Consider the following 26,449-nt stretch of genomic DNA (forward strand, 5'->3'; position numbering starts at 1 on the left):
ACTCCGCCATGGCTATCAGCGTTTTCGACCTGTTCAAAGTGGGTATCGGCCCGTCCAGCTCTCACACCGTCGGCCCCATGCGCGCCGCCGCGCTGTTCACCCACGCCCTGGAAAACCACGAGCACATGCCCAAGGTGACCCGTGTGGTCGCCGAGCTGTACGGCTCGCTGGGCGCCACCGGCAAGGGCCATGGCAGCGACAAGGCGGTGCTGCTCGGCCTCAGCGGCCATGAGCCGGATACCGTCAACGTCGATCAGGTGCCCGAGTACATCGACACCATCCGCCGTGACAAGCGCATCGTGCTGGCCGGCAAGCATGCCGTCGCCTTCGACGAGAAAGCCGACCTGAAGATGTTCCGCAAGGCGTTGCCGCTGCACGCCAATGGCCTGCGCTTCGCCGCCTTCGATGCCGCCGGCATCCAGTTGCACGAGGCCACCTACTACTCGGTGGGCGGCGGCTTCGTGGTCAGCGAGGCGGTGCTGGCCGATGGCAGCAAACAGAAGATCATCGCCCCGGACGCCACTTCCCTGCCGCTGCCATTTCGCAGTGGCGCCGACCTGCTCAAGCTGACCCGCGAGCACGGTATCGGCATCGCCGAAGTGATGCGTCGCAACGAGCGCCACTGGCGCACGGACGAAGAAACCGATGCCGGCCTGCTGAACATCTGGAAGGTGATGCAGGCCTGCGTGGAGCGTGGCTGCCGCACCGAGGGCATCCTCGCCGGCGGCTTCAAGGTGCGCCGCCGCGCCGCCATCCTGGCGCGCAAGCTGGGTGGCTTCCAGCGCAGCTACATCGAAGACCCGCTGCGCATGCTCGACTGGGTCAACCTCTGGGCCCTGGCGGTGAACGAAGAGAACGCCGCCGGTGGCCGCGTGGTCACTGCACCGACCAACGGCGCCGCCGGTATCGTTCCGGCAGTGCTGCACTACTATGCCAATGCCATCTCCGGCGCCAACGAACGCGGCATCATCGACTTCCTGCTGACTGCTGGCGCCATCGGCATCCTGTACAAGGAAAACGCCTCGATCAGCGGCGCCGAAGTGGGCTGTCAGGGTGAAGTGGGCGTGGCCTGCTCCATGGCCGCCGGCGCGCTGTGCGCGGTACTCGGCGGCACCCCGGAGCAGGTCGAGAACGCTGCCGAGATCGGCATGGAACACCACCTGGGCCTGACCTGCGACCCGGTCGGCGGCCTGGTGCAGATCCCCTGCATCGAGCGCAACGCCATCGCTTCGGTGAAGGCCATCAACGCCGCGCGCATGGCGCTGTACGGCGACGGCGCGCACTACGTGAGCCTGGACAAGGTGATCAAGACCATGCGCGAAACCGGGGCTGACATGCTGACCAAGTACAAGGAAACCGCTCGCGGTGGCCTGGCGGTGAATATCATCGAGTGCTGATGGCCAGCCATGATTGCCGCTGTGTAATGTCTTTCTTGATGGCTTGAGCCCCAGCGGGGATCGTTCTTGAAAACCCGATGCCAGATCTTGGCATCGGGTTTTTGCGTTTTCGTGGAGTCGCGGGGAAATCGGTCTTGATACCGGATTGGCAAGTTTGTGTGTTGGTTTGTGTTGGTATTCTGGACGCCGCTTTGGGTGTTTTCAGAGACTCCGGGGTTCGCCCCCTCGGGCGACTCACTTTTCTTTGAACTCGGATTGCCGCCCAGCGCAAAGAAAAGTAAGCAAAAGAAACGCACCCCCGCCATCCGGAACTAGGCGTCCCCGTCATGCTGCGCTCGACTCCCCTCACTCCGGCATCGCTCCGGGGTCGGCGTACATGGGCCATCCCTGGCCCATTACGCGGGGCCGCCATCGGTATCTCGCGGCATCCATGCCACTCGCCCCCTGCGCAATGCCTGCGTTCGGCCTCCTGAAGGGGGAGTTAGCGCGCCTGAACGTACATCGGTTCCGGGCATGCCCGGCGTGTTCTGGTCGCTTTGGAACCGCGATTTGGCTGTCGAATTAAACCAATAGTTTCATTCGGCTAGTTTCATTCTTGCGGTTGTTGTCTTGGTCAGCCCTAAGGCTGACCTCATGTGCAACCACTCCGTGCTACTTCTGGGTTACCGCAGGTTCAGGCGCGTGCAGAGCCCGCCCAGGAGGGCGAACGCAATCGTCGTGGAAGAGGTTGAGCGACATGGATGTCGCGACGACTGCATGGATGCAGGAGGTAGAGCGACGCAGGATGCCAAAGCCGAGAGCCGCGATGGGCCAGGGATGGCCCACCGCGGCGGGCCTCTGGAACGGTGATGGAGTGAGCGAACCCTCGCGCAGCGAGGGCCGGATGACCGGGCGGAGGGTTTTGGTTACTTTTGCCCTACAAAAGTGACTCGCCCGGGAGGGCGAAACCAGAAACATCAACAAAAACGCGGCAATTCGGAACGGATATCCGAAACATCAACACAAACTTGCCAATCCAGCATCAATCAATATTCCATCCAATCCCACGTCATGCACCAAGTCTCCAGCCTAAAGCAGTGACGCTTATCCATGCTCGGCGCCCATAAACGACAACGCCCCTATCCTGCGATAGAGGCGTTGTATCGAGCCAAGGCCGCCGGGTGGCGGCAAGGCGCTCCGCTTAGCGCGGTTCGCTCATCAGCCCTTTGATGATCGCCACGCACCCCACCAACAGCACGATGGTGAACGGCAAACCAGTGGAAACCGCCATGGCCTGCAGGGCCACCAGGCCACCGCCAAGCAACAGGGCCACGGCCAGCGCGCCTTCGATGACCACCCAGAACACCTTCTGCGAAACCGGCGAGTTGATCTTGCCGCCAGCGGTGATGGTGTCGATCACCAGCGAACCGGAGTCCGACGAGGTGATGAAGAACAACACCACCAGTACGATGGCGGCGAAGGAGCTGATGGCGCTGATCGGCAACTGATCGAGCATGACGAACATCTTCAGCTCCAGCGCAGCCTGGCTCAGCTCGGTCAGGCCACCCAGGGCCTGGTGCAGCGCGGTGCCACCGAAGGTGCTCATCCAGATCACCGATACCAAGGATGGCACCAACAGCACGGCGGTAAGGAATTCACGCACGGTACGGCCACGGCTGACGCGGGCGATGAACATGCCCACGAACGGCGACCAGCTAATCCACCAGGCCCAGTAGAACGCCGTCCAGCCCTGGCTGAAGTTGGCGTCTTCACGGCCCACCGGGTTGGACAGCGCCGGCAGGTACTGCAGGTAGGCGCCCAGATTATCCAGCACACCCGTCAGCAGCAGTGCAGTGGGGCCGGCGAACAGTACGAACGCCAGCAGAGCGAAGGCCAGGCCCATGTTGATTTCGGAGAGGATCTTCACGCCCTTGTCCACACCGGTCAGTACCGAGCACAGCGCGATCAGGGTGATCACGGTGATCAGCAGCACCTTGGTGGTGGTGTCGGCCGGCAGGCCGAACAGCGCATGCAGACCAGCGCTGGCTTGCTCGGCACCCAGCCCCAGAGAGGTCACCAGGCCGAACAGGGTGGCGAATACCGCCAGGATGTCGATGATGTGGCCTGGCCAACCCCACACGCGCTCACCGAGCAGCGGGAAGAAGATCGAGCGGAACGACAGCGGCAGACCCTTGTTGAAGGCGAACAGGCCCAGCGCCAGCGCCACAATGGCGTAGATCGCCCAGGGGTGCAGGCCCCAATGGAAGATGGTGGTGGCCATGCTCAGGCGCGCCGCCTCGGCGGAGTTGCCGGCAGCCCCGCCCAGCGGTGCCCAGTCGGTGCGCACGCCATTGGCATCCACGGCTGTGCCGCCCAAGGCGGTGCCGTAATGCGACATCGGCTCGGCAACACCGTAGAACATCAGGCCGATGCCCATGCCCGCCGCGAACAGCATGGCGAACCAGGAGAAGTAGGAGTAATCGGGGCGGGCCAGGGTGCCGCCAAGGCGCACCTTGCCCAACGGCGAAACGATCAGGCCCAGGCACAGCAGGACGAAGATGTTGGCCGAACCGATGAAGAACCAGGACAGATGCACGGTCAGCCAGTCACGCACGGCCTTGAACAGAGGCTCGATCTGATCGTGCATGGCCAGCGCCAGCGCGACGAAGATGAATGCGGTGATCGCCGATATCAGGAATACCACACCATGGATATCGAGGTTGACCAGATATCGGCCACGGATGTTGTCCTGGCCGACTACATAGTCGGTGTCGATGAGGTTGACTGCCCCACTTGGGGCGGGAATACCGTCTGCGGATGAATCGTTCTTGCGAGATATGGGGCCTTGGCTCAAGGGGCTGCTCCTTCTTTTTCTAATCGCGAGCAATGCGGCGCCCGCCGCTGCTATACGCGGAAGCCGACGCTATCAGAAGGAAAAACTGGCAAGAGCGGTGCAAACGGCGTGGGGCTATCCATTAGCGACCAAGGTGAAGTTTGGCGTTGAAGAACGTGTCGAGAGACCACTAACCACCACCTTGATCCGGCTGAAGCGGTCAGGTGGCACTTCGTTTATCCGTGCAGCCTTGGCCCTTCTCGTTTCGCCCCCAATCATCAGAAGACGGCTAAAGTCCTTCGTCAGGCGGGCCTTGTAGCACCACAATGCCCAGCAGCCATTACCAGGCTGTTACGCTCACCACAGCCTGGTGGAACCCTGAGGAGCTCATATGCAAAGGAAGAACGCCGCGCCCATGACGGTGCTATATGCGAGACAAGAGTTGACCATCCCGCAGGTCGGCATTTACGCAGAACAGTACGGCGCACAAATGATGGAAGAAGTCCGGCAGTACGGGTTACAGGTCGCTGGGCCCTGGGTTTTCATCTCGTACAACCTCCCCGAGAATGGCCAGCAGCGATATACCGCCGAATTCTGTTTGCCGATCAGCAACGCCGAAACCTATGCAGGCGACAGGTTTTCCGTCAGAACGCTGGACAGCTTTCCCTGCGCCTATGCCGAATATAGCGGCAAGCTGGATCAGCTATTCACAGCAGGTTACCAGCCGCTCATCCGTGCAATTGTTGCAGCCAAGTTGCCTGTCACAGGCGAGAGCAGGGAGATCTATCACTGCTGGGCCGGCCCGCAGTCCCCGGATAACCGCATCGAAATCCAGTTTGGTATCGCCTGAAGGCTGACATGGCAGCCGCAGCACGTGGCTCTGGTATCCGGCGCGCAGAAGATGGATGAAAGCGCATCACCCATCTTCAGCGCCTGTCGGCTCAGCCTGTGCTACCCCGCACCAGCCAGCCCCGTGCACGCTGAAACCTCTCCCACAGCGGCTGTACTCGGCACAGAGTGAAACCTCCCTCACGCAAGAGCGCGCCCGCAGGCGCGCTCTTGATCGGTAAGGTGCCAGCGAATGCGTCAGCGCGGCTCGCTCATCAATCCCTTGACGATGGAAATACAGCCCACCAGCAGCACGATGGTGAACGGCAGGCCGGTCGACACGGCCATGGCCTGCAGCGCCACCAACCCGCCGCCCAGCAGCAGGGCAATGGCGATCACGCCTTCGATGCTGGCCCAGAACACGCGCTGCGGTACCGGCGCATTGACCTTGCCACCGGCGGTGATGGTGTCGATCACCAGGGAGCCGGAGTCCGACGAGGTGATGAAGAACACCACCACCAGCACGATACCGATGAACGAGGCGATGGCGGTCAGCGGCATCTCGCCGAGCATGCTGAACAGCTTCAGCTCCAGCGCGGCGTCCTGCGCGCCGGTGAACCCATCGACCAGCAACTGGTTGATGGCGGTGCCGCCGAAGGCCGTCATCCACAGCACCGACACCAGCGACGGCACCAGCAGCACGGCAATGAGGAATTCACGCACGCTGCGGCCGCGGCTGACGCGGGCGATGAACATGCCCACGAACGGCGACCAACTGATCCACCAGGCCCAGTAGAAGGCGGTCCAACCCTGGCTGAAGTTGACGTCTTCGCGCCCCACCGGGTTGGCCAGCGCTGGCAGGTACTGCAGGTAGGCACCGAGGTTCTTGAAGAAGCCGGTGAAGATCGCCAGGGTCGGCCCGGCGATGATGATGAATAGCAACAGGGCCATGGCCAGGCCCATGTTGATTTCCGACAGGCGCTTGACCCCCTTGTCCAGGCCGGCGACCACCGAAGCCAGGGCGATCAGGGTGATGGCGATGATCAGCAGCACCTTGGTCATGTCCGTGGCAGGAATGCCGAACAGATACTCCAGGCCGGCAGCCGCCTGCTCTGCCCCGAGGCCCAGCGAGGTCACCAGGCCGAACAGAGTGGCGAACACCGCGAGAATGTCGACGATGTGCCCCGGCCAGCCCCAGACGCGCTCACCAAGAATCGGGTAGAAGATCGAACGGATCGACAGCGGCAGGCCCTTGTTGAAGGAGAACAGCGCCAACGCCAGGGCGACGATGGCGTAGATCGCCCAGGGGTGCAGCCCCCAGTGAAAGATGGTCGCGGCCATGCCCAGGCGCACGGCTTCCTCGGCGTTGCCTTGTGCGCCATCGAGTGGTGCCCAGTCGGTGCGTACACCGTCCGCGCCGACGGTGATCCCGCCCATCGCCGAGCTGTAGTGCGACATGGGCTCGGAAACGCCATAGAACATCAGGCCGATGCCCATGCCCGCGGCGAACAGCATGGAGAACCAGCCCATGTAGGTGTAATCGGGTGTCGCCTCCTTGCCGCCGAGACGCACCTTGCCCAGCGGCGAGACGATCAGCCCGAGACAGAGCAGAACGAAGATGTTGGCGGCGCCGATGAAGAACCAGGCCATATGATGGGTGAGCCAGTCGCGCACACTGCTGAACAGCGGCTCGATCTGATTCTGCAGAGCCAGGGCCAACACCACGAAGATCACTGCCACCAAGGCAGAAATGGTGAAGACCTTGCCGTGAATGTCCAGGGAGAAGACGAACTGCCCCTGGATGTTGTCCTGACCGATGACATAGTCGGTATCGATCAGATTGGCTTCACCGGTCGGCGCCGGGATGCCCTCTTGAATTTCCGCTGCGGGTGGCGGGGTCGTGTCATGCGAAGGGACGTTTCCCATGGTTGGCGTGCTCCTTGATGCGTTGACTCGCTAGACGAGCGTGAACAGGACGGATGCCCTCCTCTAAGTTGTGACGCCCCACCCAGGCACCTCAAAAACCCTAACCTTTTGAGACCTCCCAAGCGAGCCGTACCGGAAAGGTAACATATGAATTCCGTTCACTCAGACCCACAGACACATGAAAACCCTGAATAATTCCCCGACGGATGGCAATTTGCCCCTGACTGCCACGTCGTGAAACACCGTGGCAGGATGAGCAGCGAACGCGCCACGAGCGCCGTAGTCTGTTATCCATGACCCGTGCAAAGGAAGAGCCTGCATGCCTGCGGATTTCGGCATTCCCCATCTGTTCGCCTACCTGATCGCCGTCATTCACACCCTGGGCGTGCTCGCGGCCATCCATGCCGTGCTGACCGTGCGCACCGCCCAGGGTGCATTGGCCTGGGGGCTGTCGCTGTTCTTCATGCCCTACCTGACGCTGCTGCCTTACCTGGTGTTCGGCCGCAGCCGTTTCGACGCCTACGTCAAGGCACGGCGCCAGGCCGACCAGGAAATGCATCTGGCCATGGCCAAGCAGGACTGGCGCCCCTGGGTCGAGGAAGCCAAGGCCGCGCACCAGTCCCCAGTCTACGAGCGCCTGCGCGCCCTGCCCCGCCTGTCGCATCTGCCCGGCCTGACCGGCAACCGCGTGCAGTTGCTGATCGACGGCGAGGCCACCTTCGAGGCCTTGTTCAACGCCCTGGCCAGCGCGCAGCAAGTGATCCTGCTGCAGTTCTTCATCATCCGCGATGACGCCCTCGGTCTGCGTCTGCGCGACGTGCTGCTGGAGCGCGCCGCCGCCAGCGTGCAGGTATTCGTGCTGTACGACGGCGTCGGCAGCCACTCGCTGCCGCGTGCCTATATCGACCATCTGCGCCGGGGCGGTGTCGAGGTGCATGCCTTCCCTACCCGTGCCGGGCTGTTCAACCGCTTCCAGCTAAATTTTCGCAATCACCGCAAGATCGTCGTGGTCGACGGTGAGATCGGCTTTCTCGGCGGGCTCAACGTCGGTATCGAATACCTCGGGCAGAAACCGCCTTTGGCACCCTGGCGCGATACCCATGTGGAAGTGCGCGGGCCCGTGGTGGCAAGCCTGCAGGAAGCCTTCGCCGAAGACTGGTACTGGGCCTGCCAGAAGCTGCCGCCGCTGCTGATGCCGAGCAAGCAGGACGAACCCGGCCTGCTCTGCCAGGTGATCGCCAGCGGCCCGGCGGACCCGCAGGAAACCTGCTCGCTGCTGTTCGTCGAGGCGATTCACGCGGCGCGCGAGCGGGTCTGGCTGAGCAGCCCCTATTTCGTCCCCGACGAGGCGCTGTTCGCCGCCCTGCGCCTGGCGGTGATGCGTGGCGTGGACGTGCGCCTGCTGCTGCCATCGCGCCCCGACCACCGTATCGTCTATGCCGCCTCCAGCCTGTACGCCTTCGAGGCGCTAAGAGCCGGGGTGAGGATCTTCCGCTACCAACCAGGCTTTCTGCACCAGAAGGCCCTGCTGATCGACCACGATGCCTGCCTGCTGGGCAGCGCCAACCTGGACAACCGCTCCTTCCGCCTCAACTTCGAGGCCAACCTGCTGACCTTCAGCACAGACTTCAACGCCCAGGTCGCCGCCATGCTGGAAGAGGATTTCAGCCGCTCGCGGGAACTGGTCAATGCCGATCGGCGCAATCTGCACCGCCTGCAGCAATTGGGCATGCGCGTGGCCCGGCTGATCTCGCCGATTCTCTGACGATCAGCCGATGACCTGGGCCGGCACTCGGCTACGCCGCTCGGCCAGCACGCGCGAGCGGCGTTTCTTCGCCCAGATCACCAGCCCGGTCAGTGACAGGCCGGCCACCGCCAGGCCCAGCAGCGACACCAGGATGCGCCCCGGCAGGCCGATGATGCGCCCCGAGTGCAGCGGGAATTGCGCCTGCAGGAAGATATCCCCGGCGCTGCCGGTGCCCGGCACATGGGCGCCGGCCAGCTCACCGCTGCGGCTGTCGACGTAGATCCACGGATTGCCCAGGCCAGCATCGCCATGATCCTCGCCCGGCGCATAGAAACCGACGCCATAGACGCCGAACTCGGCCGAATGGAACAGGCCACCGGGCGGCACCTGCCAGCCCAGGCGTTTGGCCTCGGCAGCCGCGATGGCGATGGCCTCGCGGCGGTCGATCTGCGGCACGATCTGCTCATCCAGCGTCACCGGCGTGCGGCTGGCGAAGGGGCTCGGCGTCAGTGGCGAGACCAGCTCCACCAGGGGGCGCACCACCTGGCGTTCGAGGTTCATCGACACCGAGGTCACCGCCAGGATCAGCAGTAACAGCCAGATCCACACACCGCCGGAACGGTGCAGGTCGAAGTTCAGCTTGTAGCCACCCTGGCGCCAGCGAAAGGCGAAGGACTTGCGCCAACTGCGCAGGTTGGGAAACGACAGCCACAGCGCCACGAAACAGTCCAGGCACCAGACGATGGCGACGATGCCAAAGACCAGCATGCCCAGCTCGATACCGAAACCGTCCGGGATATGCAGGCTGTAGTGCAGCTTGTAGAGGAACGGCAGCAGGTTCTCCCGGCTCAGGGAGATCGCCCCCCACTCGCGCTGCCCCTGGACAGCGCCACTCACCGGGTCGATGCCGAGCTGGTTGAAGCCCAGCGCGTAGGCCTTGCCGGTGGCCGGGTCGATACGCGGATCGACGAAGATATTCAGCGCATGGCCCGGCTCCAGCGCCAGAGGCATGAAGCTCACCTGCAGGCGAGGATCGCGCGCCTCCAAGGCATCGGTCAGTTGCAGCGGATCCTGCGCCGGCCCTGCGCTCTGCGCGTCGAACAGGTGCGGGTTGAGCCATTCGTCCAGTTCATGATCCCAGGAGATGACGGCGCCGGTCAGGCCGGCGGTGAACAGGAACAGGGCGATGAACAGGCCGCACCAGCGGTGCAGCAGAACCAGAATCGGGCGCATGACAGTCTCTCGTCGAACGAGCGGGCCGCTGCACCAGCGGCCCGTTCGCTCAGTACTTCCAGGTCAGGGTGGCGCTGACGTTACGTGGCGCGCCGTAATAGGCCTGAGTCCAGTACAGGCTGGTCAGGTACTTCTCGTTGGTGAGGTTGTTGAGGTTGGCCGACAGGCTCCAGTTGCGGTCGATGTCGTAGCTGGCCATCAGGTCGACCACGCCATATGCATCCTGCTCGGCGATACCGTTGCGGATATCGCTCTGCCAACGCATGGCGCCACCCACCTTGAGCTTTTCCAGCCCCGGCACACGGTAGGTAGCCGCTGCCTTGACCATATGTTTGGGCGAATAGGTCACAGCATGTGAGCCGTCGGCATTGGTGATGTCGACGAAGGTGTAACCGGCGCTGAGCTGCAGGCCATCCACCGGCTCGCCGGAGAACTCCAGTTCATAACCTTCACTGGTCAGCCCTTCGACTGCGTTGTAGTAGGCGCGACCGCCGATGGTTCCTGCCTGATTGGCAAAGTTGTCCTGTTCGGTACGAAACACCGCCAAGGCCACGTTGACCTGGTCGTCGAACAATTCGCCCTTGATGCCCACCTCGTAGTTCACCCCTTCCAGCGGCGCCAGGCGAGAGCCGCTGATATCGGTCTTGGTCTGCGGGCTGAAGATCTCGGTGTAGCTGGCGTAGAGCGAATACTGCTCGTTGAGGTCGTAGACGACGCCGGCATAGGGCACCACCTTGCCGCTGTTCTTCAAGGATTTGGCCGCACCGTAGCTTTCGCCGCTGCTGCTGACGTCGACCACGCGGGTGCCGGTGATCAGGCTCAGGTCATCGGTCAGGCTCCAGCGAGCGGCGCCATAGACGCTCTTCATGCGGTCGGTGAAATCACTGCCCCGCGTTGGGCGATCGTTCAAGGGCCTGTCGATGTGTCCATTCCAGTCATCCAAGGGCGGCAGCGCGCTGCCGGTGGTGGAGTCGTAGTAGGAGATGTCGTTCAGCTCCGAGCGCGACCAACTGGCGCCCAGGCTGGCTTGATGCTCACGACCGGCGAGGCTGAACGGCCCGCTGGCCTGCAGATCGACGATCAGTTGCTTGTTCTCGTCCTTGTACTCGGACGGGTAGCTGGTCAACCCCAGACCGGTCTCCCTGTTCGGAGTGCCCGCCATGTAGAACAGCGAGCCATCGCCCTTCTTCTCCACACGTGTCAGCACTGCCTTGGCCTGCCAGTCGTTGGCGAAGCTGTGGGCCAGCTCGGCGAAGCTGCGGTTTTCCTTGACGTCCCAGTAGGCCCAATCGGCAGAGGTACTGGTGGAGCGCGAGTAGTGGGTCTTGGAGCCGTCGCTGTAATTCAGCGGCAGCGCCCCCCACATCGGCGAGTTGGCGTCACTGGTCTGCAAGGTATGGCCGAGGGTGAAGACGGTGTCGGCGTCCAGATCGAAGTCCAGCACGCCATGGAAGACGTTCTTCTCGCGCGAGTAGCGGTCGAGGTAGGAGTGCTTGTTTTCGTTGGCGTAGACCAGGCGCCCACGCACCGTGCCGGCGTCGTTGAGCGCGCCGGCCACATCGGTGTCGATGCGCCGTTTGTCCCAGGAGCCTGCGGTGAGATCGACGCGCGCCTGAGGGATTGCCGTGGGCCGCTTGCGCACGAAGTTGACCGTCGCCGAAGGGTTGCCGGTGCCGGAAATCAAGCCGTTGGCACCGCGAACCACCTCGACCCGCTCGTACATGGCGGTGTCCAGATCCCCCTCGACGTTGCCGTAGACGAAGGGCACGGAGATGCCGTCGTACTGGAAGTTGGTGATGTCGAAGCCGCGCGCGGTGTAGTAGGTGCGGTCGGTCTCGACTTCCTGCACCTGCACGCCGGGCACGGCCTTGAGTGCCTCGTTGACGCTGGTGAGCTGGAAGTCGCGCAACTGCGCCTCGGTAAGGGTGGAAACCGCCTGCGGCGTCTGCCGTGGGGTCAGATCGAGCTTGGTCGCCGCGCTGCTGGACTTGCTTCTGTAACTCTCCGAAGTGCTCGCCCCAGCGCTACCGATGACGCTCTGCGCGTCCAACTCCAGAGGCGCCTGATCGTCAGCCAGAACGAGGGGAAAATGGCAGGCAGCCGTGATCGCCACGGCCAGTTGGGTCTTGGTGCTGAACAAGGGGACTTCTCCTGATGCGCTGTCGATAGCCGCTGGCAGTCCCTTGTGCAGCAAGTGCCTCACTGGCAGGCATTGGCCTTATCGCGAATGCTAATATTTATCGACAAAAATTCTTACAGCAGACCCTTCGCCAGTCAATAAGAATTATTCACATATTGGAGCCATTATCAGATATCACCGTCCACACTCACTGCCTCAGACGAACAAAACCCCCATAGGCTCGCGCCACATGGGGGTTCTCTTCTTTCTCCGACGCTTGTGGCGCCGGGAGCCTGGTTCGCCTTGGCGAACCTAGCCCGCATCAGGCGCGGAGGAGCCCAGCTCACAGCTCCACAATTCCAACGCCGGCTGGCTCGCTTTTGGCGGGCCGAGCCAGTCGCTCATCGGGCGACAACGCTGGTCGAAACACAGTTGGTAATCCCCGGCTTCAGGCGTACGCCCGACTCGCAGGGGTTGCAAGGGCGGTAGCTGACGCTGGTAATGCCAGCTGCCATTGCGCAGTTCGGCGCCGTCGGGAATCTCCATTCCGGCGCCCGAGCCTTTGACCCGCGCCTCACCGAGGATCAGGCCCTCGGTGGTGACGCGATAATCCTCTTCCCAGCGAATCTTCTCGATGCTGTGGTTCCAGGCCAGGGTGAACGCGGGCGTGGGCAGCGACGCCCACACCACGCCGGCCATCCCCAGGCACAGGCCGATCACGCCGTCGCGACCTCGGCACGACGGGCACGCCAGAAGTGTTGGGCAATGAAGATGGCGCTGAGAGCGAAGCCGATCTCGTCACTGGCCGGCGTGGCCAGGATCAGGCTGGCTCCGGCAGCAAAACCCAGCACGCGCTCCCACCAGCTCAGCCTGGCCTGCAGGTAGCCGGTGAATATCGCGCCCAGAAGGCCGATGGCCAGCACCGCCTTGCAGATGACGTAGAGCGTTGCCAGCAGGCTGTCGCCCTGCAGCATCAGAGCCGGCGAATAGACCGCCATGAAGGGCACGACGAAACCGGCCACGGCGATGCGCACCGCCCACAGGCTGATCTTCAGCCCACGCTCCTTAGCGATCGGCGCAGCGGCGAAGCAGGCCAGCGCCACCGGCGGGGTGAGGTCGGCCATGATGCCGAAGTAGAAGACGAACATGTGCGAGACGATCAGCGGCACGCCCAGATCCAGCAGCGCCGGCGCGGCGATGGAGCTGGTGATGATGTAGTTGGGGATGGTCGGAATGCCCATGCCCAGCACCAGGCAGGTGAGCATGGTCAGCACCAGCGAGAGGAACAGGTTGTCCTGGCCGATGGCGAGGATGTAGCCGGCGAAGGTGGAGGCCACCCCGGTCAGCGACACCACGCCGATGATCACCCCGACCAGGGCGCAGGCGATACCCACCGGCACTGCATGGCGCGCGCCTTCGACCAGCGCGTGCAGGCACAGCACCAGAGTTTCACGGCCGCCCTTGACGAACCAGCACCCCGCCACCAGCGCCGCGATGACGCCGAACACCACGCCGATACCGAGCTGGAAGAAGCCGGCGCAGAGCACGCCCAGGGCGATCCAGAAGGCGAAGCGCATGGCCTTGGACGACACCTGCAGGATGATCGCCGAGCCGAGGATGACCATGGCCGTCAGGGCCAGGCCAACCGTGCCGGAGAACAGTGGCGTGCGCCCGGAGAACAGCAGGTAGATCAGGATGCCCAGCGGGATCAGCAGGAACCAGCGCTCGCGCACGGCCTTCCATGGGTTCGGGCATTCATCCTTGGGCAGGCCGCGCAGGTTGGCACGCTTGGCCTCCAGGTGCACCATCCAGAACACCGAGCCGAAGTACAGCAACGCCGGGATCAGCGCGGCCTTGGCCACCTCGAAGAACGGCACGTTGATGGTCTCGGCCATGATGAAAGCCACGGCGCCCATGATCGGCGGCATGATCTGGCTGCCCATCGACGAGGTGGCCTCGACACCACCGGCGAAGGCCGGCTTGTAGCCGAAGCGCTTCATCAGCGGGATGGTGAACTGGCCGGTGGTGACCACGTTAGCCACGCCAGAGCCGGTGATGGTGCCCATCAGCGCCGAGGACACCACCGACACCTTGGCCGGGCCGCCCAGCTTGTGGCCGAACAGGCCCATGGCGAAATCGGTGAACAGCTTGATCATCCCGGCCTGCTCGAGGAAGGCGCCAAACAGGATGAACAGGAAGATGTAGGTGGCCGACACGTAGGTCGGTGTGCCGTACAGGCCTTCAGTGCCGAACGATAGCTGGTTGACGATCTGGTCGAGGCCATAACCACGGTGCATCAGGTCGCCCGGCAGGTATTGGCCAAGCAAGCCATAGGCGAGAAACAGCGCGCAGATGATCGGCAGGGCGATGCCCATGACCCGGCGCGCCGCCTCGAATACCAGCACGATCAGGGTCAGGCCAACGATCATGTCGGTGCTGGTCATGTCACCGGAACGCTGGATCAGATCCGCCTCGAAGTACCACTGGTAGAGGGCCGTGGCCATGCCCGCCAGGCCCAGCAGCCAGGCCAGCGGCTGCCACGGCCGGCCCTTGCCGAGCGCGGGGAAACTGATGAACACCAACAGCAGCAAGAAACCAACGTGCACGGCGCGCAACACCTGAGTCGACACCGGGTGAAAGGCGGCGGTGACGATCTGGAAGATGGAAAACAGCAACGCGACTGCAAAGAGTGCCTTGGGCCAGTGAGAAGGGCTGGCGGCCAATTCGTTGTTCTGATCACTCATGGAATGCGAACCTCATGACTACATCGATGCGAGGCAGAGTCGCCAACAAAACCCACCGTCTGTGAGCGACGGTTTTATTCGCGATTCTGCACCGAGCTGAAGAGCCGGCAGGCACAGAGCTTTTACTCCCCTCTCCCATTCATGGGAGAGGGACGGGGGGTGAGGGCAAGCGGCAAAGCACCATCCCCCTCTCCCTAACCCCCTCCCCCAGAGAGGAGAGGGAACAGCTCGTCGTTCTACCGGCAAGCAAGCATTACAGCGCGCCGACTTCCTTGTAGTAACGCTCGGCACCCGGGTGCAGCGGGATCGGCAGGTTCTTGGCGGCGTTTTCCAGCTTGATGTCCTTGGCTGCGGAGTGGGCGTTGCCCAGGCGGTCGAGGTTGTCGAACATCAGCTTGGTCATCTGGTAGGCCACCTCGTCGGACACGCCTTCATGGCTCACCAGGATGTTGGTGATGGCCACGGTGGGCACGTCGGCGTCCTGGCCGTCATAGGTGCCGGCCGGAATGGTGGCAGCCTGGTAGGCGGCGTTGCCGATCTTGGCGGTGACGTCAGCCGGAATCGAAACGAAGTTGATCTTCATGGTCGAGGCCAGATCACGAATGGCCGCCATGCCCAGGCCGGAAGACTGCAGGGTGGCGTCTAGCTGGCGGTTCTTGATCAGCTCCACCGACTCGGCGTAGGGCAGGAACTCGACGGTGCCCATGTCCTTGTAGGTCAGGCCGGCGGCGGCGAAGATGGCGCGGGCGTTGAGTTCGGTACCGGACTTCGGCGCGCCCACGGAGATGCGCTTGCCTTTGAGATCAGCCAGGGTCTTGATGCCGGAATCGGCGCTGGCGACGATCTGGATGTAGTTCGGGTAGGTACCGGCGATGGCGCGGATCTTCTTCAGCGGGGTCTTGAAGCCGGCGTCTTCCACGCCGTTCCAGGCGTCAGCGACCGAATCACCGAGGGCGAAGGCCAGTTCACCACGGCCAGCCTGCAGCAGGTTGAGGTTTTCCACCGAGGCCTTGGTGGCCTGCACCGAGGTCTTGGCGCCGTCGATGCCGGTGCTGTAGAGCTGCGACAGGGCAACGCCGATCGGGTAGTACACGCCGCTGGTACCGCCAGTGAGCACGTTGATGAAGGTGGGCGCGGCGAGCACGGCAGTGCTGGCAGTCAGCGCCGCAGCGGCGGCGAAAAGGCCGAGTTTCTTGGTCAGTCGCATGGAAGTATCTCCGTCGTTGTTATGGCTTTATGCAGAGGTTGACTCTAGACGATGCCCACTGCGGCCTGCGGCAGGCACCATCACACCGCGCAATCAGCGGCGCAGGGTGCAGCGTCGGACAATGGCGGTCGGATGGCAGCCCATGCACGGCAATACGGGCATGGTGCGAGGGGCATGGCAGTTCATGGGCTGACCTCTTGTCGTTCTTATGGTCGCCACGTCGGCATGATGCAGCGCGGCTGACCTGGCTATAGCAGTTGCCGTGCCAGGGCCTGAAATGCCCGAGATAGAGGGGTTTTATCGAAAAACCAAGGGGTCGCTGAGCGGGAAACCGCTTACATTCGTGACAGAGTCGGCAAAAATCCGCTTATCGAGTAACCCGGATGCAATCCGGGAAATCGGTGCGAAACCAGCCCCGGATTGCATCCGGGCTACGACGGGTCGCCAGCCCCTGGGGTGCGCCCGCTACTCCTCGCCGGCGGGCAGATAGTCGCTGCGTGACAGGCCATGGCGCTGCATCTTCTCGTTGAGGGTGCGGCGCGGCAGTTGCAGCATCTCCATCACGGCGGCAATGTTGCCCTGGCACTGCAACAGGGCGTTGTGCAGGCAACGCGCCTCGAAGGCTTCCATCTGCTCGGCCAGCGCCTGAGCGGCGAAACGCTCGTCCGGCGAAGGGCTGGACAGGCCCAGGGCATGACGCTCGGCGGCGTTGATCAGCTCACGCACGTTACCCGGCCAGTCGTGGCCGAGCAGATGGGCCAGCTCGCTGGGCGCCAGCGGCGGCGCCTCGCGGCCATGACGATGCGCCGCTTCCTGGGCAAAGTGCTCGAACAGCAGCGGGATGTCCTCACGGCGTTCGCGCAGCGGCGGAATGTGCAGGGTGGCGACGTTGAGGCGATACACCAGGTCTTCGCGGAAACGCCCGGCCTTGACCTCGTCGAGCAGATCCGGCTTGGCCGCGCTGATCACGCGCAGATCCACCTTGATGCTCTTGTTCGAGCCCAGACGCTCCAGGGTCTTCTCCTGCAGCACGCGCAGCAGCTTGACCTGCTGCGCCAACGGCATGCTCTCCACCTCGTCGAGGAACAGGGTACCGCCGTCGGCATGTTCGATACGGCCGATGCGTCGCGCCTGGGCGCCGGTGAAGGCGCCGCTCTCGTGGCCGAACAGCTCGCTCTCGAAGATGGTCTCGGGAATCGCCGCGCAGTTGAGCGCGGCGAAGGCCTTGCTGGCCCGCGGGCTGAAGTCGTGCAGGCAGCGCGCCACGCGCTCCTTGCCACTGCCGGTTTCCCCCCGGATCAGCACATTGACCGAGGTGCCGGCCAGTTCGAGGATCTGCCGGCGCAGGTTCTCCATCGGGCGCGAGATGCCGATCAACTGGCTCTCGATGCGCCCCTTGTCCGCCACCTGACGACGCAGCTCGCGGTTCTCGCAGACCAGGCGGCGCTTGTCCAACGCCCGGCGCACGCTGTCGAGCAGGCGCTCGGGGGCGAAAGGCTTCTCGATGAAGTCATAGGCGCCATTGCGCAGCGCCTGCACGGCCATGGGCACGTCGCCATGGCCGGTAATGAGGATCACCGGCAGGTCGTGGTCGAGCTGCAGCAGCTTGTCGAGCAGTTGCAGGCCATCGCTGCCGGGCATGCGCACATCGCTGACGACGATACCGGGATAATCCCGATCCACTGCCGCCAGGGCCTCGGCAGCGCTGGCGCAGGTGCGCACGGTGAAGCCGGACAGTTCCAGCCATTGCTGCACCGCCTCGCGAATCGCCACTTCGTCGTCGACCACTATGACCTGATCGCTCATGCCAACTCCTTTTCGAGAATGGCGGGCAGTGTAGCCCGGATGAAATCCACGGGAACAACCGTCGATGCACGCCATATCGTAGGGTGCGCTGCGCGCACCAGTCGCATCGATGGCTGTGGTGCGCACGGTGCACCCTACGGCGCGGCCGGCAGGCGCAGGGTGAAGACCGCGCCCAACTCGCCATTGTGTGCCTCCAGGCTGCCACCCAGATCACGGACGATGCCATAGGACACCGCCAGGCCAAGCCCCAGGCCCTGGCCAACCGGCTTGGTGGTGAAGAAGGGCTCGAAGACGCGGGCCAGTGCCTCTTCAGCAATGCCTCCACCACTGTCCTCGACGCTCAGCATGCAGTCGTCGCCGTCGCGGGCGATGCGTACCAGCAGGATGCGCGGCTCGCATCCGGCCATGGCATCAAGGGCGTTGTGCAACAGGTTGAGGATCACCTGTTCGAGGCGGATGGCATCGCCTAGCACCTGCGCCTCGGCATCGATCCGGCTGCGCAGTTCTACTTGCTCGCTGCGCATGCGCGGCGCCAGCAGTTGCAGGGCCTGCTCCAGCACCTCGGCCAGGCTCAGGCGTTCGCTCAAGCCCGCCGGGCTCTTGCGGGCGAAGGTCTTGAGATGGCTGGTAAGCGCGGCCATGCGTTGCAGCAGGCTGTCGACGCGTTGCAGGCCCTCGCGAACCGCGTCCGCCTTACCGCTGTCGAGCAGCAGGCGCAGGCTGCCGAGCTGCATTTGCAGAGCGGTCAGCGGCTGGTTGATCTCGTGCGCCAGGGCCGCCGACATCTGCCCCAGTGCGGCCATCCTGGCGGCATGCACCAGACCTTCCTGGGCTTCGCGCAGCTCAGAGGTGCGCAGCTCCACCTCGCGCTCCAGGCGCTCGCGGATATCGGCCTGCAAGCGCAGGTTCTTGCGCCGCTGGGCCAGGAACAACAGGAGGAAGGCCAGGGTCGTCCACACCCCGGCAGCAGCCAGACGATAGCTACGCACGCTGTCGGCCAGGCCGGACGGCTCGCTGAGCAGGTGCAGGGTCCAGCCTTCCTCGGGCATCACCAGGCGCTGCCAGAGGTAGTCGTTGTTGCCGTCCGGGCCATTGACCCGCGCCCACTCGGCATCCTCGTCGATGCGCCGATGCAACTGACGGGTCAGCGGTTGCAGCGACTGTTCGGCGTACTTGCGCACCTCCACCAGCTCGGCGCGCGCGGCCTCGTTCAGCGGCTGCAGGGCGCGGAAGCGCCAGGCCGGGCGATTGCTCAGGATCACCACCTGGTAGCTGTCGGCGACCAGCAGCACGCCAGGCTGAGCGACCCATTCACGCTGCAGCTCCTCCAGCTCCAGCTTGACCACCAGCACACCGAGCAGGCGGCCATCGTCGTCACGCACCACATGGGAGAGGAAATAGCCGGGGATGCCGGTGGTCACCCCCACCGCGAAGTAGCGCGCCCCTTCGTTGCGCAGGGCATCCTGGAAATAGGGGCGGAATGCATAGTTGTTGCCGACGAAGCTGCTCCAGTCGCGCCAGTTGCTCGCCACCAGGGTGTCGCCGTGCCGGTCGAGCAGGTACAGCACGGTGGAGCCGGCCGCCGCATTGAGTTGCTCCAGGCGCAGGTTCAGGGCCTGGCGCAACTGCCGGTCATGCGGCGTGCGCAGCAGCGCCCTGATGTCACTGTCCAGCGCCAGCACCTCGGGCACCGAACTGAAGCGCTCGACCAGGGTGCGTATCGACTGCGCATAGAGCTGCAACTGCCCGCGCGCCTCGTCGCTGCGCTCGGCCCAGGTGTGCCGCTCGGCATAGCGCCCGCCCAGCCAGACACTCAGCAGCAAGCCGACGAGGATCGCCAGAACGATGAACGGGACGCGGTAACGTTGGCGTTGCGGGAGGAGCATTGAGCGGCTCGCGGAGTGGGCACGAGCCGCATGTTACTGCATCAGGCGTAAAGGTCGGCGCGCGTCCAGGGCAGATCATGGCTGCCATCCTCGTGTGGCTTCACCGCGAGGATCTGGTGCAGGTTCATCCAGCCATGCTGAAAGCCGTAGGCGCAGCCGGCCAGGTACAGGCGCCAGATGCGCAGGGCTTTTGCCGGCACCCATTGCGTGGCCTTGTCCAGTTGCTGCTCCAGGCCCTGGCTCCAGAGCTGCAAGGTGCGTGCGTAGTGCATGCGCAGGCTCTCGACGTCGACCACCTCCAGCCCGGCCTCGCTGATCGCCTGGGCGATGGTCACCAGATGCGGCAGTTCGCCCTGTGGGAACACGTAGCGGTCGATGAACTCACCGGCGCCACGGCCGACCGGGCGACCATCGGTGAAGCGCGCGGTGATGCCGTGGTTCATCACCAGGCCGCCGGCCTTGACCGCGCCGAACAGGCGCTGGCAATACAGCGCCAGGTTGGCGTGGCCGACATGCTCGAACATGCCGACGCTGACCACCTTGTCGAAGCGGCCATCCTGCGGCAGATCGCGGTAATCCAGCAGCTCCAGGGTCACCCGTTCGCTCAGGCCCTCCTCGGCTACACGCTGCAGGCCCAGCTCCAGTTGCGCCTTGCTCAGGGTGATGCCGTAGACCTCGGCCTCGAACTCGCGCGCGGCGAAACGCGCCAGGCCGCCCCAGCCACAACCGACGTCGAGCAGCTTGTCGCCCGGCTGCAGCCGCAGCTTGCGGCACAGGTGGCGCATCTTCGCCTGCTGAGCCTGGTCGAGGCTTTCCTCACCGGTCTCGAAATAGGCACAGGAGTAAACCATGTCGCGATCCAGCCACAGCCGGTAGAACTCGTTGGACAGGTCATAGTGGTAGCGGATGGCCTCAGCGTCGCTGTGCTTGTCGTGGGCCGTGTGCAGCTCCACCGGCGCGCTTTCGTCACCCAACAGCGCGGTGCTCAGCGCATCGCCCAGCTCAATGGCCGCATCGATGGGGCCTTCCAGCTCCACCCGGCCTTCGACATAGGCCGCGCCCAGGGCATCCAGGCTGGGGTGAGCCAGTTGGCTGACCAGGCTGGGATCCTTGACCACCAGCGTCACCCGAGGTTTCGGCCCCAGATCCACCTGCTTGCCGTCCCACAGTTTCAGACGCAGCGGCAGTCGCAGATCACGAAGTGCGGTAGGCAGTTGCGCGAGCATGGTCATCCCTCCTCCTGGCCAGTGTCATGGAACCTGAAGCAGATGACCGGGCCTGCCTGGCCAGGTTCGATCCCGGCGACTAGCGGCGGCGCAGCAGAGCCACGAAAAACACCCCGCCGATGGCCGCGGTGACGATGCCGATGGGCAGATCTTGCGGCGCCTGCCAGGTGCGCGCCGCCACATCGACCCAGATCAGGAACAACGCCCCCAGCAGCGCCGCCACCGGCAGTACGCGGCGGTGCTCGGCGCCGACCAGGAAACGCGCTACGTGCGGCAGCATCAGGCCGACGAAGCCGATGGCGCCGGACAGCGAGACCAGCACGCCGGTGAGCAACGAAGCCACCACGAACACCAGCAGGCGCACGCGGCGCGGCTCCAGGCCCAGGCTCACCGCGCTCTGCTCGCCGGCCATCAGCGCGTTCAGTGCGCGGCCCAGGCCGAGCAGCACGACCAGTGCCAGCGCCAGGCACAGCGCCGGCAGCCAGAGCAGCTCCCAGCGCGCCAGGCCCAGGCCACCGAGCATCCAGAACAGCACCGAACTGGCCGCATGCGGATTGCCCAGATACAGCAGCAGGTTGCTCGCCGCCATCATCACGAAGGACACCGCCACCCCGGCCAGCAACAGGCGGTCGCTCTCCAGGCGCCCGCCCCGGCTGGCAATGGCCAGCACCAGCAGCATGCTCGTCAACGCGCCGACGAAGGCCGCCAGCGGCAGGCTGAGCAACCCGGCGAACTCGCCCAGGTAGAGCACCACGATCACCGCGCCGAAGGCCGCGCCGGAGCTGACCCCGAGCAGGTGCGGATCGGCCAGCGGGTTACGCGTCACCGCCTGCAACACCGTACCCACCAGCGCCAGCCCGGCGCCCACCAGCGCGCCGAGCAGCACCCGTGGCGCGCGCAGTTGCCAGACGATGCTGTCCTGGCCGCTGTTGATGGGCACCTCGGGCACGATGCCGAACAGGTGCTGGCCAAGGATCGCCCACACCCGCTCGAGCGGCACCTGCGCCGCGCCAAAGGCCAGCGACCAGGCGCAGGACAGCGCCAGCAGCACGGCCAGCCCGAGCAACAACAGGCGATAACGACTCACCGGGCGAAGGCCTCCGGGTGCAGCGCCGCGGCCAGGGTCTCGATGGCGGCGGCGTTATCCAGGCTTGGTGTGACCGCCAGGTAGGGCAGCACCACGAAGCGTTTTTCACGGATCGCGGTGACGCCCTGCAGCGCCGGGTGCTGCAGGAGGAAGTCGCGCTTCTGCGCCGCCGTGCGCTCGCCGTAGTCGACGATCAGGATCACTTCGGGGTCTTCCTCGACCACCGCCTCCCAGCCCACCTTGATCCAACTGCCGGCCACGCCATCCATCACGTTGCGCCCGCCGGACGCCTCGATCAGCGGCTGCGGCATGCCCTGGCGCCCGGCGCTGAAAGGCAGGTCTTCACCGCTGTCGTAGACGAACACCCGCGGGCGCGTCGGCTGCTCGCCCAGGCGTGCCTGCACCGCCGCCACCCGCGCCTGCATGCCCTGCACCAGCGCGTCGGCACGATCCTCGACGGCGAAGATGCGGCCCAGGTTGCGCAAGTCGGTGTAGACATCGTCGAGGCTGGCGACGCGGCCCGGCATGACGTGGGCGCAGGACTCGCTCAGTTCGTACACCGGGATACCGAAGCGCGCCAGGCTGGCCGGCGTGACCTCGCCGCCGATGCGCATGCCGTAGTTCCAGCCGGCAAAGACGAAATCGGTGCCGGCACCCAGCAGGTTTTCCAACGAGGGGTAGCGCGCGGCCAGCTCGGGCAGGCCTTCGAGCTGCGCGCGCATGCTCGCATCGAGGGTCTTCCAGCCGCTGATGCCGGTATAGCCGGCCATGCGCTCCTTCAGGCCAAGGGCCAGGAGCATGGCGGTCATATTGACGTCATGGCTGACCGCGCGTTGCGGCGGCTGGTCGATGCTCACCTGACGGTCGCAGCTAGTGACGGTGACGGCCCAGGCGGGGCTGGCCAGCAGCAGCGACGAGAGCACAAGCGTAGGTAGGAGCGGCTTCAGCCGCGAATGGCACAGACTCATCAGACTATCCAGGTAATACGCGGATAACCCGCCAGTGGATGGGTGTCGACCAGCGCCTGCACACCGAACACCTGCTGCAGCAGCTCGGCGCTGAGCACCTCGGCGGGCGTGCCAACGGCCACCAGGCGGCCCTGATCGATCACACACAGGCGGTCGCAGAAGGCCGCCGCCAGGTTGAGATCGTGAAAGCTGGCCAAGGTCGCCAGCCCCAGCGATTTGATCTGCCGTAGCAGCTCGATCTGGTAGCGCGGGTCGAGGTGATTGGTCGGCTCGTCGAGGATCAGCAGTTGCGGCTGCTGCACCAGGGCGCGGGCGAGCAAGGCGCGCTGCTTCTCGCCGCCGGACAGGCGGGCGAAATCCTGCTGCGCGTGCTCACTCAGGCCCACGCGTGCCAGCGCTTCATCAACCAGGCGTCGATCCTCGCCATCGTCGCCGTCAAACAGCCCCTTGTGTGGCGTGCGGCCCATGGCCGTCACCTCATGTACGCGCAGACCGAAGTCCTGGGGGAATTCCTGCAGCACCACCGCCACGCGCTGCGCGCTCCAGCGCGGCGGACGTTGCCACAGCGCTTCCCCGCCCAGCTCGACGCTGCCGCTGCACGGTCGCTGGAAGCGATAGGCGCAGCGCAGCAGGCTGGTCTTGCCGCTGCCGTTGGGGCCGATCAGGCCGAGCAGTTCACCGTCGCCGATCTCCAGGTCGATGGCCTCGAGCAAGGCGCGCTGGCCGTCCGGCGACCAGGCCAGGTCTCGGATGCGCAAGCGCGGCTCGGGTGCCGCCGTGCGCTGGCTCGGCGGCGTCGAGAACAGACTGAAAGACCAGTCAGAGGTGCTAGTCACTGACACGGAAACTCTCCACGCGCGACGCGCCGGCACAGGCACGCGCGCTTCAAAAGCGGTAATCCGCCGTGACGAACAGCGAACGCGGCGCGCCAAGGAACCATTGCTCGCCGTCACTGCTGGCGCTGGTGGCGTACTGGCGGTCGAACAGGTTATTCAACTCCAGACCCAGGCGCACGTCAGACAGCACCTGCCAGCCGATATTGGCATCGACCACGGTATAACCCGGCACCTTGGCGGTATTGGCCGTATCCACATAACGCGCATCGACGTAGCGCGCGCCAATGCCCGCCTCCACTCCACGGCCGAAATCCTTGTTCAACCACAGGTTGGCCGTACGCTTGGGCACGTCGACCGGGCGATTGCCGCTACGGTCGCCACCGCCCTCGACGAAGTTGTCGTACTCGGCACGGACGAAGGCAGCATTGGCCGACACCTGCCAGCCACGCCCCAGCGCCAGTTCCAGGCTGGCTTCCAGGCCATCGGAGGATTGCTGGCCAATCTGCTCGGTGGGCGCAGTCGGCGTGGCGCGGCTGAGCAGCTTCTCCTTGACGATGTGGTAGGCGGCCAGCGTCCACTCGCCCTGCCCGTCCCAGAACAGTTGCTTGAGGCCGATCTCGGTCTGCTTCGCTTCACTCAGATCGAACTGCTGCTGGCTCGGGTTGAGGGTTAGCAGGTTGCTTATCCCTTCGGTGCTGGTGGCGTACTGGCCATACAGCGACAGTTCCGGGGTCAGGGCGAAGACCAGCCCGGCGCGCCAGTTGTCACCCGTGAGGCTGCGGTCGACGCGGCTGTCGTCGACCAGGTTGCTGCGCTCGAGGTGCACCTGATCGCGGCGCACGCCAGTAACCAGCGCCAGGCGTTCGGTGAGCTGAGTACGGTTCTCGGCGAACAGCGAGAACTGCCGGGCCAGGTTCAGCTCGCGCGGGCGGTAGCTGTCGGTGCTCTGGTAACTGCCGCCGCCGGACTGGCCGAGCGGCACGCTGTCGCTGAAGGTATTGCCGAAGTCATGGTGACGGGCGAAGCGGATATGGTTGTAGTCGACGCCGACCAGGGTGCGGCTATCGAGGCCGAACAGGGCGTGATCGAGGCTGAAGCTCTGGCGGTCGCCGAGCTGCTCCTGGTTGTGCTTGATGCGCCAGAAATCACCGCGCTCGACCCTATCGCCCGGCTGCCAGCGATAGGCCTCGCTGTTGCGCCAGTAGCGCCGGGTCTTGATGTAGTAGAGCTGGTTGTTGGCCGTCAGCGCCTCGTTGATACGCCAGTCAGTCACCAGGCGGGTGATCTGGTCGTTGTAGTGGATATCGGCGTTGGCGACGTTGTAGTTACGCTCGCGCAGGCTCTCGCGGAACTTGCCATCGACCAGCGGCGTGCCGAGGTAGCGCTCCGGGTGCTGCTCGCCCTGGTCATGGGACAGGGTGAAGCTCAGGTCTTCGCTGGCATCCCAGCGCAGTGCGGCGCTCAGCGCCAGGCTGTCGGAGTCGCCGCGGTCGACCCAACCGTTGCTAGCCTGCTGGTTGAGGTTGAAGCGATAGCTCAGCGCGTCGCTCAGCGAGCCGCCGCTGTCCAGCGCGGCCTGGCGGCGGTCGTCGCTGCCGTAGCCGAGGCGCAGGTGATTCTCCACCGGCCCAGCGAACGGTTTTTTCGGCACCACGTTGATCACCGCGCCGGTGGCGCCTTCGCCATATAGCACCGAAGCCGGGCCACGCAGTACGTCGATGCGTGCCACCGACCAGGTGTCCACCGGGAAGGTCACGGTGCCGGCACCCACGTATTGGCGGGTGCCGTCGTAGAGCTGCATGGTCGCCGAGTGGCCGGTGAAGCCACGCGCCGACAGCGCCGTGCCGCCATTGCCGGGGCTACCGATAAAGGTGATGCCGGGGGTGCGGGTAACCGCGTCCTGCACGCTGCGGTTGTTGCGCCCGCGCACTTCGGTGCCGCTCAGGCTGCTGGTGCTGGCCGGGGTTTGCAGGGCCGAAAGTTCCAGGCGCGAACCGCTGGTGGTGGGCGTGCGCAGATCGCTCTCGCCCTCCTCGGCGGCCTTGGCCTGGACATCGAGTTCGGGCAGATCGACAGCCTTGTCGGCCAGAGCCAGGCCGCTGAACAGCAGGGCCAGTGGCCAGGTGCAATGAAGAGCGGGGTTTCGCACGGCAGAGCTTCCGTTGTTGCGCGGGGGATCGAGGCTTGAAATGCAAGTGTTATAACATAACATTATCGATCCCCGCAGCCTGGGATACAGTCGAACGGGGCCCGTGGCCGAACCGGCCAGAAAGGTTTTTTTGATGCGGAAATGGCGCGCCATATTGCTTCCATCGCAAAGAGAAAAGGCACGGCAATCCGATGGAAATGCGCAACAGCAGACAGGAGCGCGAACGCGCCCTACTGGAGTCAACGCCCGCCCACCGCGGGTTGCCAGACATAACGACTCCAGGCCGGTCTCCGGGCTTGCGAGGGTCATGAGCGCATCACCTTCCCATGCGCGGGGCGCACAGTGGCGTATCGATACGGTCGCTCGCTTACCGTTGCGGGGGCAGCGTCGGACTTCAACCGACTTCCCGTTTCACCTTGCGCGCGGCGGCGCAAGACACCTGAAGCGGGGCGGATATGACCACCCGCCTCCGTTCAAG

Annotated in this window: 17 protein-coding genes and 1 riboswitch; of the genes, 3 read left to right on the top strand and 14 right to left on the bottom strand. The window is 64.6% G+C overall.

From position 1 onward, the window contains the following. The first annotated feature begins 8 nt into the window (after positions 1-8). Positions 9-1,397: an L-serine ammonia-lyase gene (locus OU800_RS23790; RefSeq protein ID WP_268180036.1), complete on the top strand. Its 1,389-nt coding sequence runs from the start codon at positions 9-11 to the stop codon at positions 1,395-1,397. Positions 1,398-2,577: 1,180 nt separating this feature from the next. Here the strand turns inward: OU800_RS23790 and OU800_RS23795 are convergent. After that, positions 2,578-4,230: a BCCT family transporter gene (locus OU800_RS23795; protein ID WP_268180038.1), complete on the bottom strand. Its 1,653-nt coding sequence runs from the start codon at positions 4,228-4,230 to the stop codon at positions 2,578-2,580. A 370-nt stretch (positions 4,231-4,600) separates the two neighbouring features. On the opposite strand from OU800_RS23795, the gene OU800_RS23800 reads away from it, so the two are divergent. After that, positions 4,601-5,059, top strand: a complete 459-nt coding sequence (locus OU800_RS23800; RefSeq protein ID WP_268180039.1) for a hypothetical protein — start codon at positions 4,601-4,603, stop codon at positions 5,057-5,059. A gap of 236 nt (positions 5,060-5,295) precedes the next feature. Here OU800_RS23800 and OU800_RS23805 read toward each other — a convergent pair whose 3' ends face one another. Then, positions 5,296-6,963, bottom strand: coding sequence for a BCCT family transporter (locus OU800_RS23805; protein ID WP_268180040.1), 1,668 nt, complete (start codon positions 6,961-6,963; stop codon positions 5,296-5,298). Between the two features lie 319 nt (positions 6,964-7,282). On the opposite strand from OU800_RS23805, the gene cls reads away from it, so the two are divergent. Beyond that, positions 7,283-8,728, top strand: a complete 1,446-nt coding sequence (gene cls, locus OU800_RS23810) for a cardiolipin synthase (protein WP_268180042.1) — start codon at positions 7,283-7,285, stop codon at positions 8,726-8,728. Between the two features lie 3 nt (positions 8,729-8,731). Here the strand turns inward: cls and OU800_RS23815 are convergent, their stop codons facing one another. The 12 genes from OU800_RS23815 to OU800_RS23870 all read right to left on the bottom strand — a co-directional run bounded on the left by OU800_RS23815 (position 8,732) and on the right by OU800_RS23870 (position 25,971). Next, positions 8,732-9,943 carry a PepSY-associated TM helix domain-containing protein gene (locus OU800_RS23815; RefSeq protein WP_268180044.1) on the bottom strand — a complete coding sequence of 404 codons (1,212 nt, stop codon included), beginning with the start codon at positions 9,941-9,943 and terminating at the stop codon, positions 8,732-8,734. Positions 9,944-9,992: 49 nt separating this feature from the next. Beyond that, positions 9,993-12,083: a TonB-dependent siderophore receptor gene (locus OU800_RS23820; RefSeq protein WP_268180046.1), complete on the bottom strand. Its 2,091-nt coding sequence runs from the start codon at positions 12,081-12,083 to the stop codon at positions 9,993-9,995. A gap of 291 nt (positions 12,084-12,374) precedes the next feature. Next, complete coding sequence (locus OU800_RS23825; RefSeq protein ID WP_268180048.1) at positions 12,375-12,782, bottom strand: DUF1850 domain-containing protein; 408 nt, start codon at positions 12,780-12,782, stop codon at positions 12,375-12,377. After that, positions 12,779-14,806, bottom strand: coding sequence for a TRAP transporter permease (locus OU800_RS23830; RefSeq protein ID WP_268180050.1), 2,028 nt, complete (start codon positions 14,804-14,806; stop codon positions 12,779-12,781). Before OU800_RS23830 ends, OU800_RS23825 begins: the two co-directional genes overlap by 4 nt. A 253-nt stretch (positions 14,807-15,059) precedes the next feature. Beyond that, positions 15,060-16,013, bottom strand: a complete 954-nt coding sequence (locus OU800_RS23835; protein ID WP_268180052.1) for a TAXI family TRAP transporter solute-binding subunit — start codon at positions 16,011-16,013, stop codon at positions 15,060-15,062. Positions 16,014-16,478: 465 nt separating this feature from the next. After that, entirely contained in the window at positions 16,479-17,819 is a 1,341-nt protein-coding gene (locus OU800_RS23840; protein WP_268180054.1) for a sigma-54-dependent transcriptional regulator, read from the bottom strand. A gap of 134 nt (positions 17,820-17,953) precedes the next feature. After that, positions 17,954-19,705 (bottom strand): sensor histidine kinase, encoded by a 1,752-nt coding sequence (locus OU800_RS23845; protein ID WP_268180055.1) that lies wholly within the window; start codon positions 19,703-19,705, stop codon positions 17,954-17,956. 41 nt (positions 19,706-19,746) lie between these two features. Beyond that, entirely contained in the window at positions 19,747-20,931 is a 1,185-nt protein-coding gene (cfaB, locus tag OU800_RS23850) for a C17 cyclopropane fatty acid synthase CfaB (RefSeq protein WP_268180056.1), read from the bottom strand. 79 nt (positions 20,932-21,010) lie between these two features. Then, positions 21,011-22,018: a FecCD family ABC transporter permease gene (locus tag OU800_RS23855; protein ID WP_268180057.1), complete on the bottom strand. Its 1,008-nt coding sequence runs from the start codon at positions 22,016-22,018 to the stop codon at positions 21,011-21,013. Continuing rightward, positions 22,015-22,986, bottom strand: coding sequence for an ABC transporter substrate-binding protein (locus tag OU800_RS23860; protein ID WP_268180058.1), 972 nt, complete (start codon positions 22,984-22,986; stop codon positions 22,015-22,017). Before OU800_RS23860 ends, OU800_RS23855 begins: the two co-directional genes overlap by 4 nt. Continuing rightward, positions 22,986-23,744, bottom strand: a complete 759-nt coding sequence (locus tag OU800_RS23865; RefSeq protein ID WP_268184428.1) for an ABC transporter ATP-binding protein — start codon at positions 23,742-23,744, stop codon at positions 22,986-22,988. Before OU800_RS23865 ends, OU800_RS23860 begins: the two co-directional genes overlap by 1 nt. A gap of 127 nt (positions 23,745-23,871) precedes the next feature. After that, positions 23,872-25,971, bottom strand: coding sequence for a TonB-dependent receptor (locus OU800_RS23870; protein ID WP_268180060.1), 2,100 nt, complete (start codon positions 25,969-25,971; stop codon positions 23,872-23,874). Positions 25,972-26,235: 264 nt separating this feature from the next. Beyond that, positions 26,236-26,429: riboswitch (cobalamin riboswitch) on the bottom strand. Between the last annotated feature and the right edge of the window lie 20 nt (positions 26,430-26,449).

Origin of the sequence: Pseudomonas sp. GOM7, from assembly GCF_026723825.1 — a bacterium.
In the GTDB taxonomy this organism is placed as follows: Bacteria; Pseudomonadota; Gammaproteobacteria; order Pseudomonadales; family Pseudomonadaceae; genus Aquipseudomonas.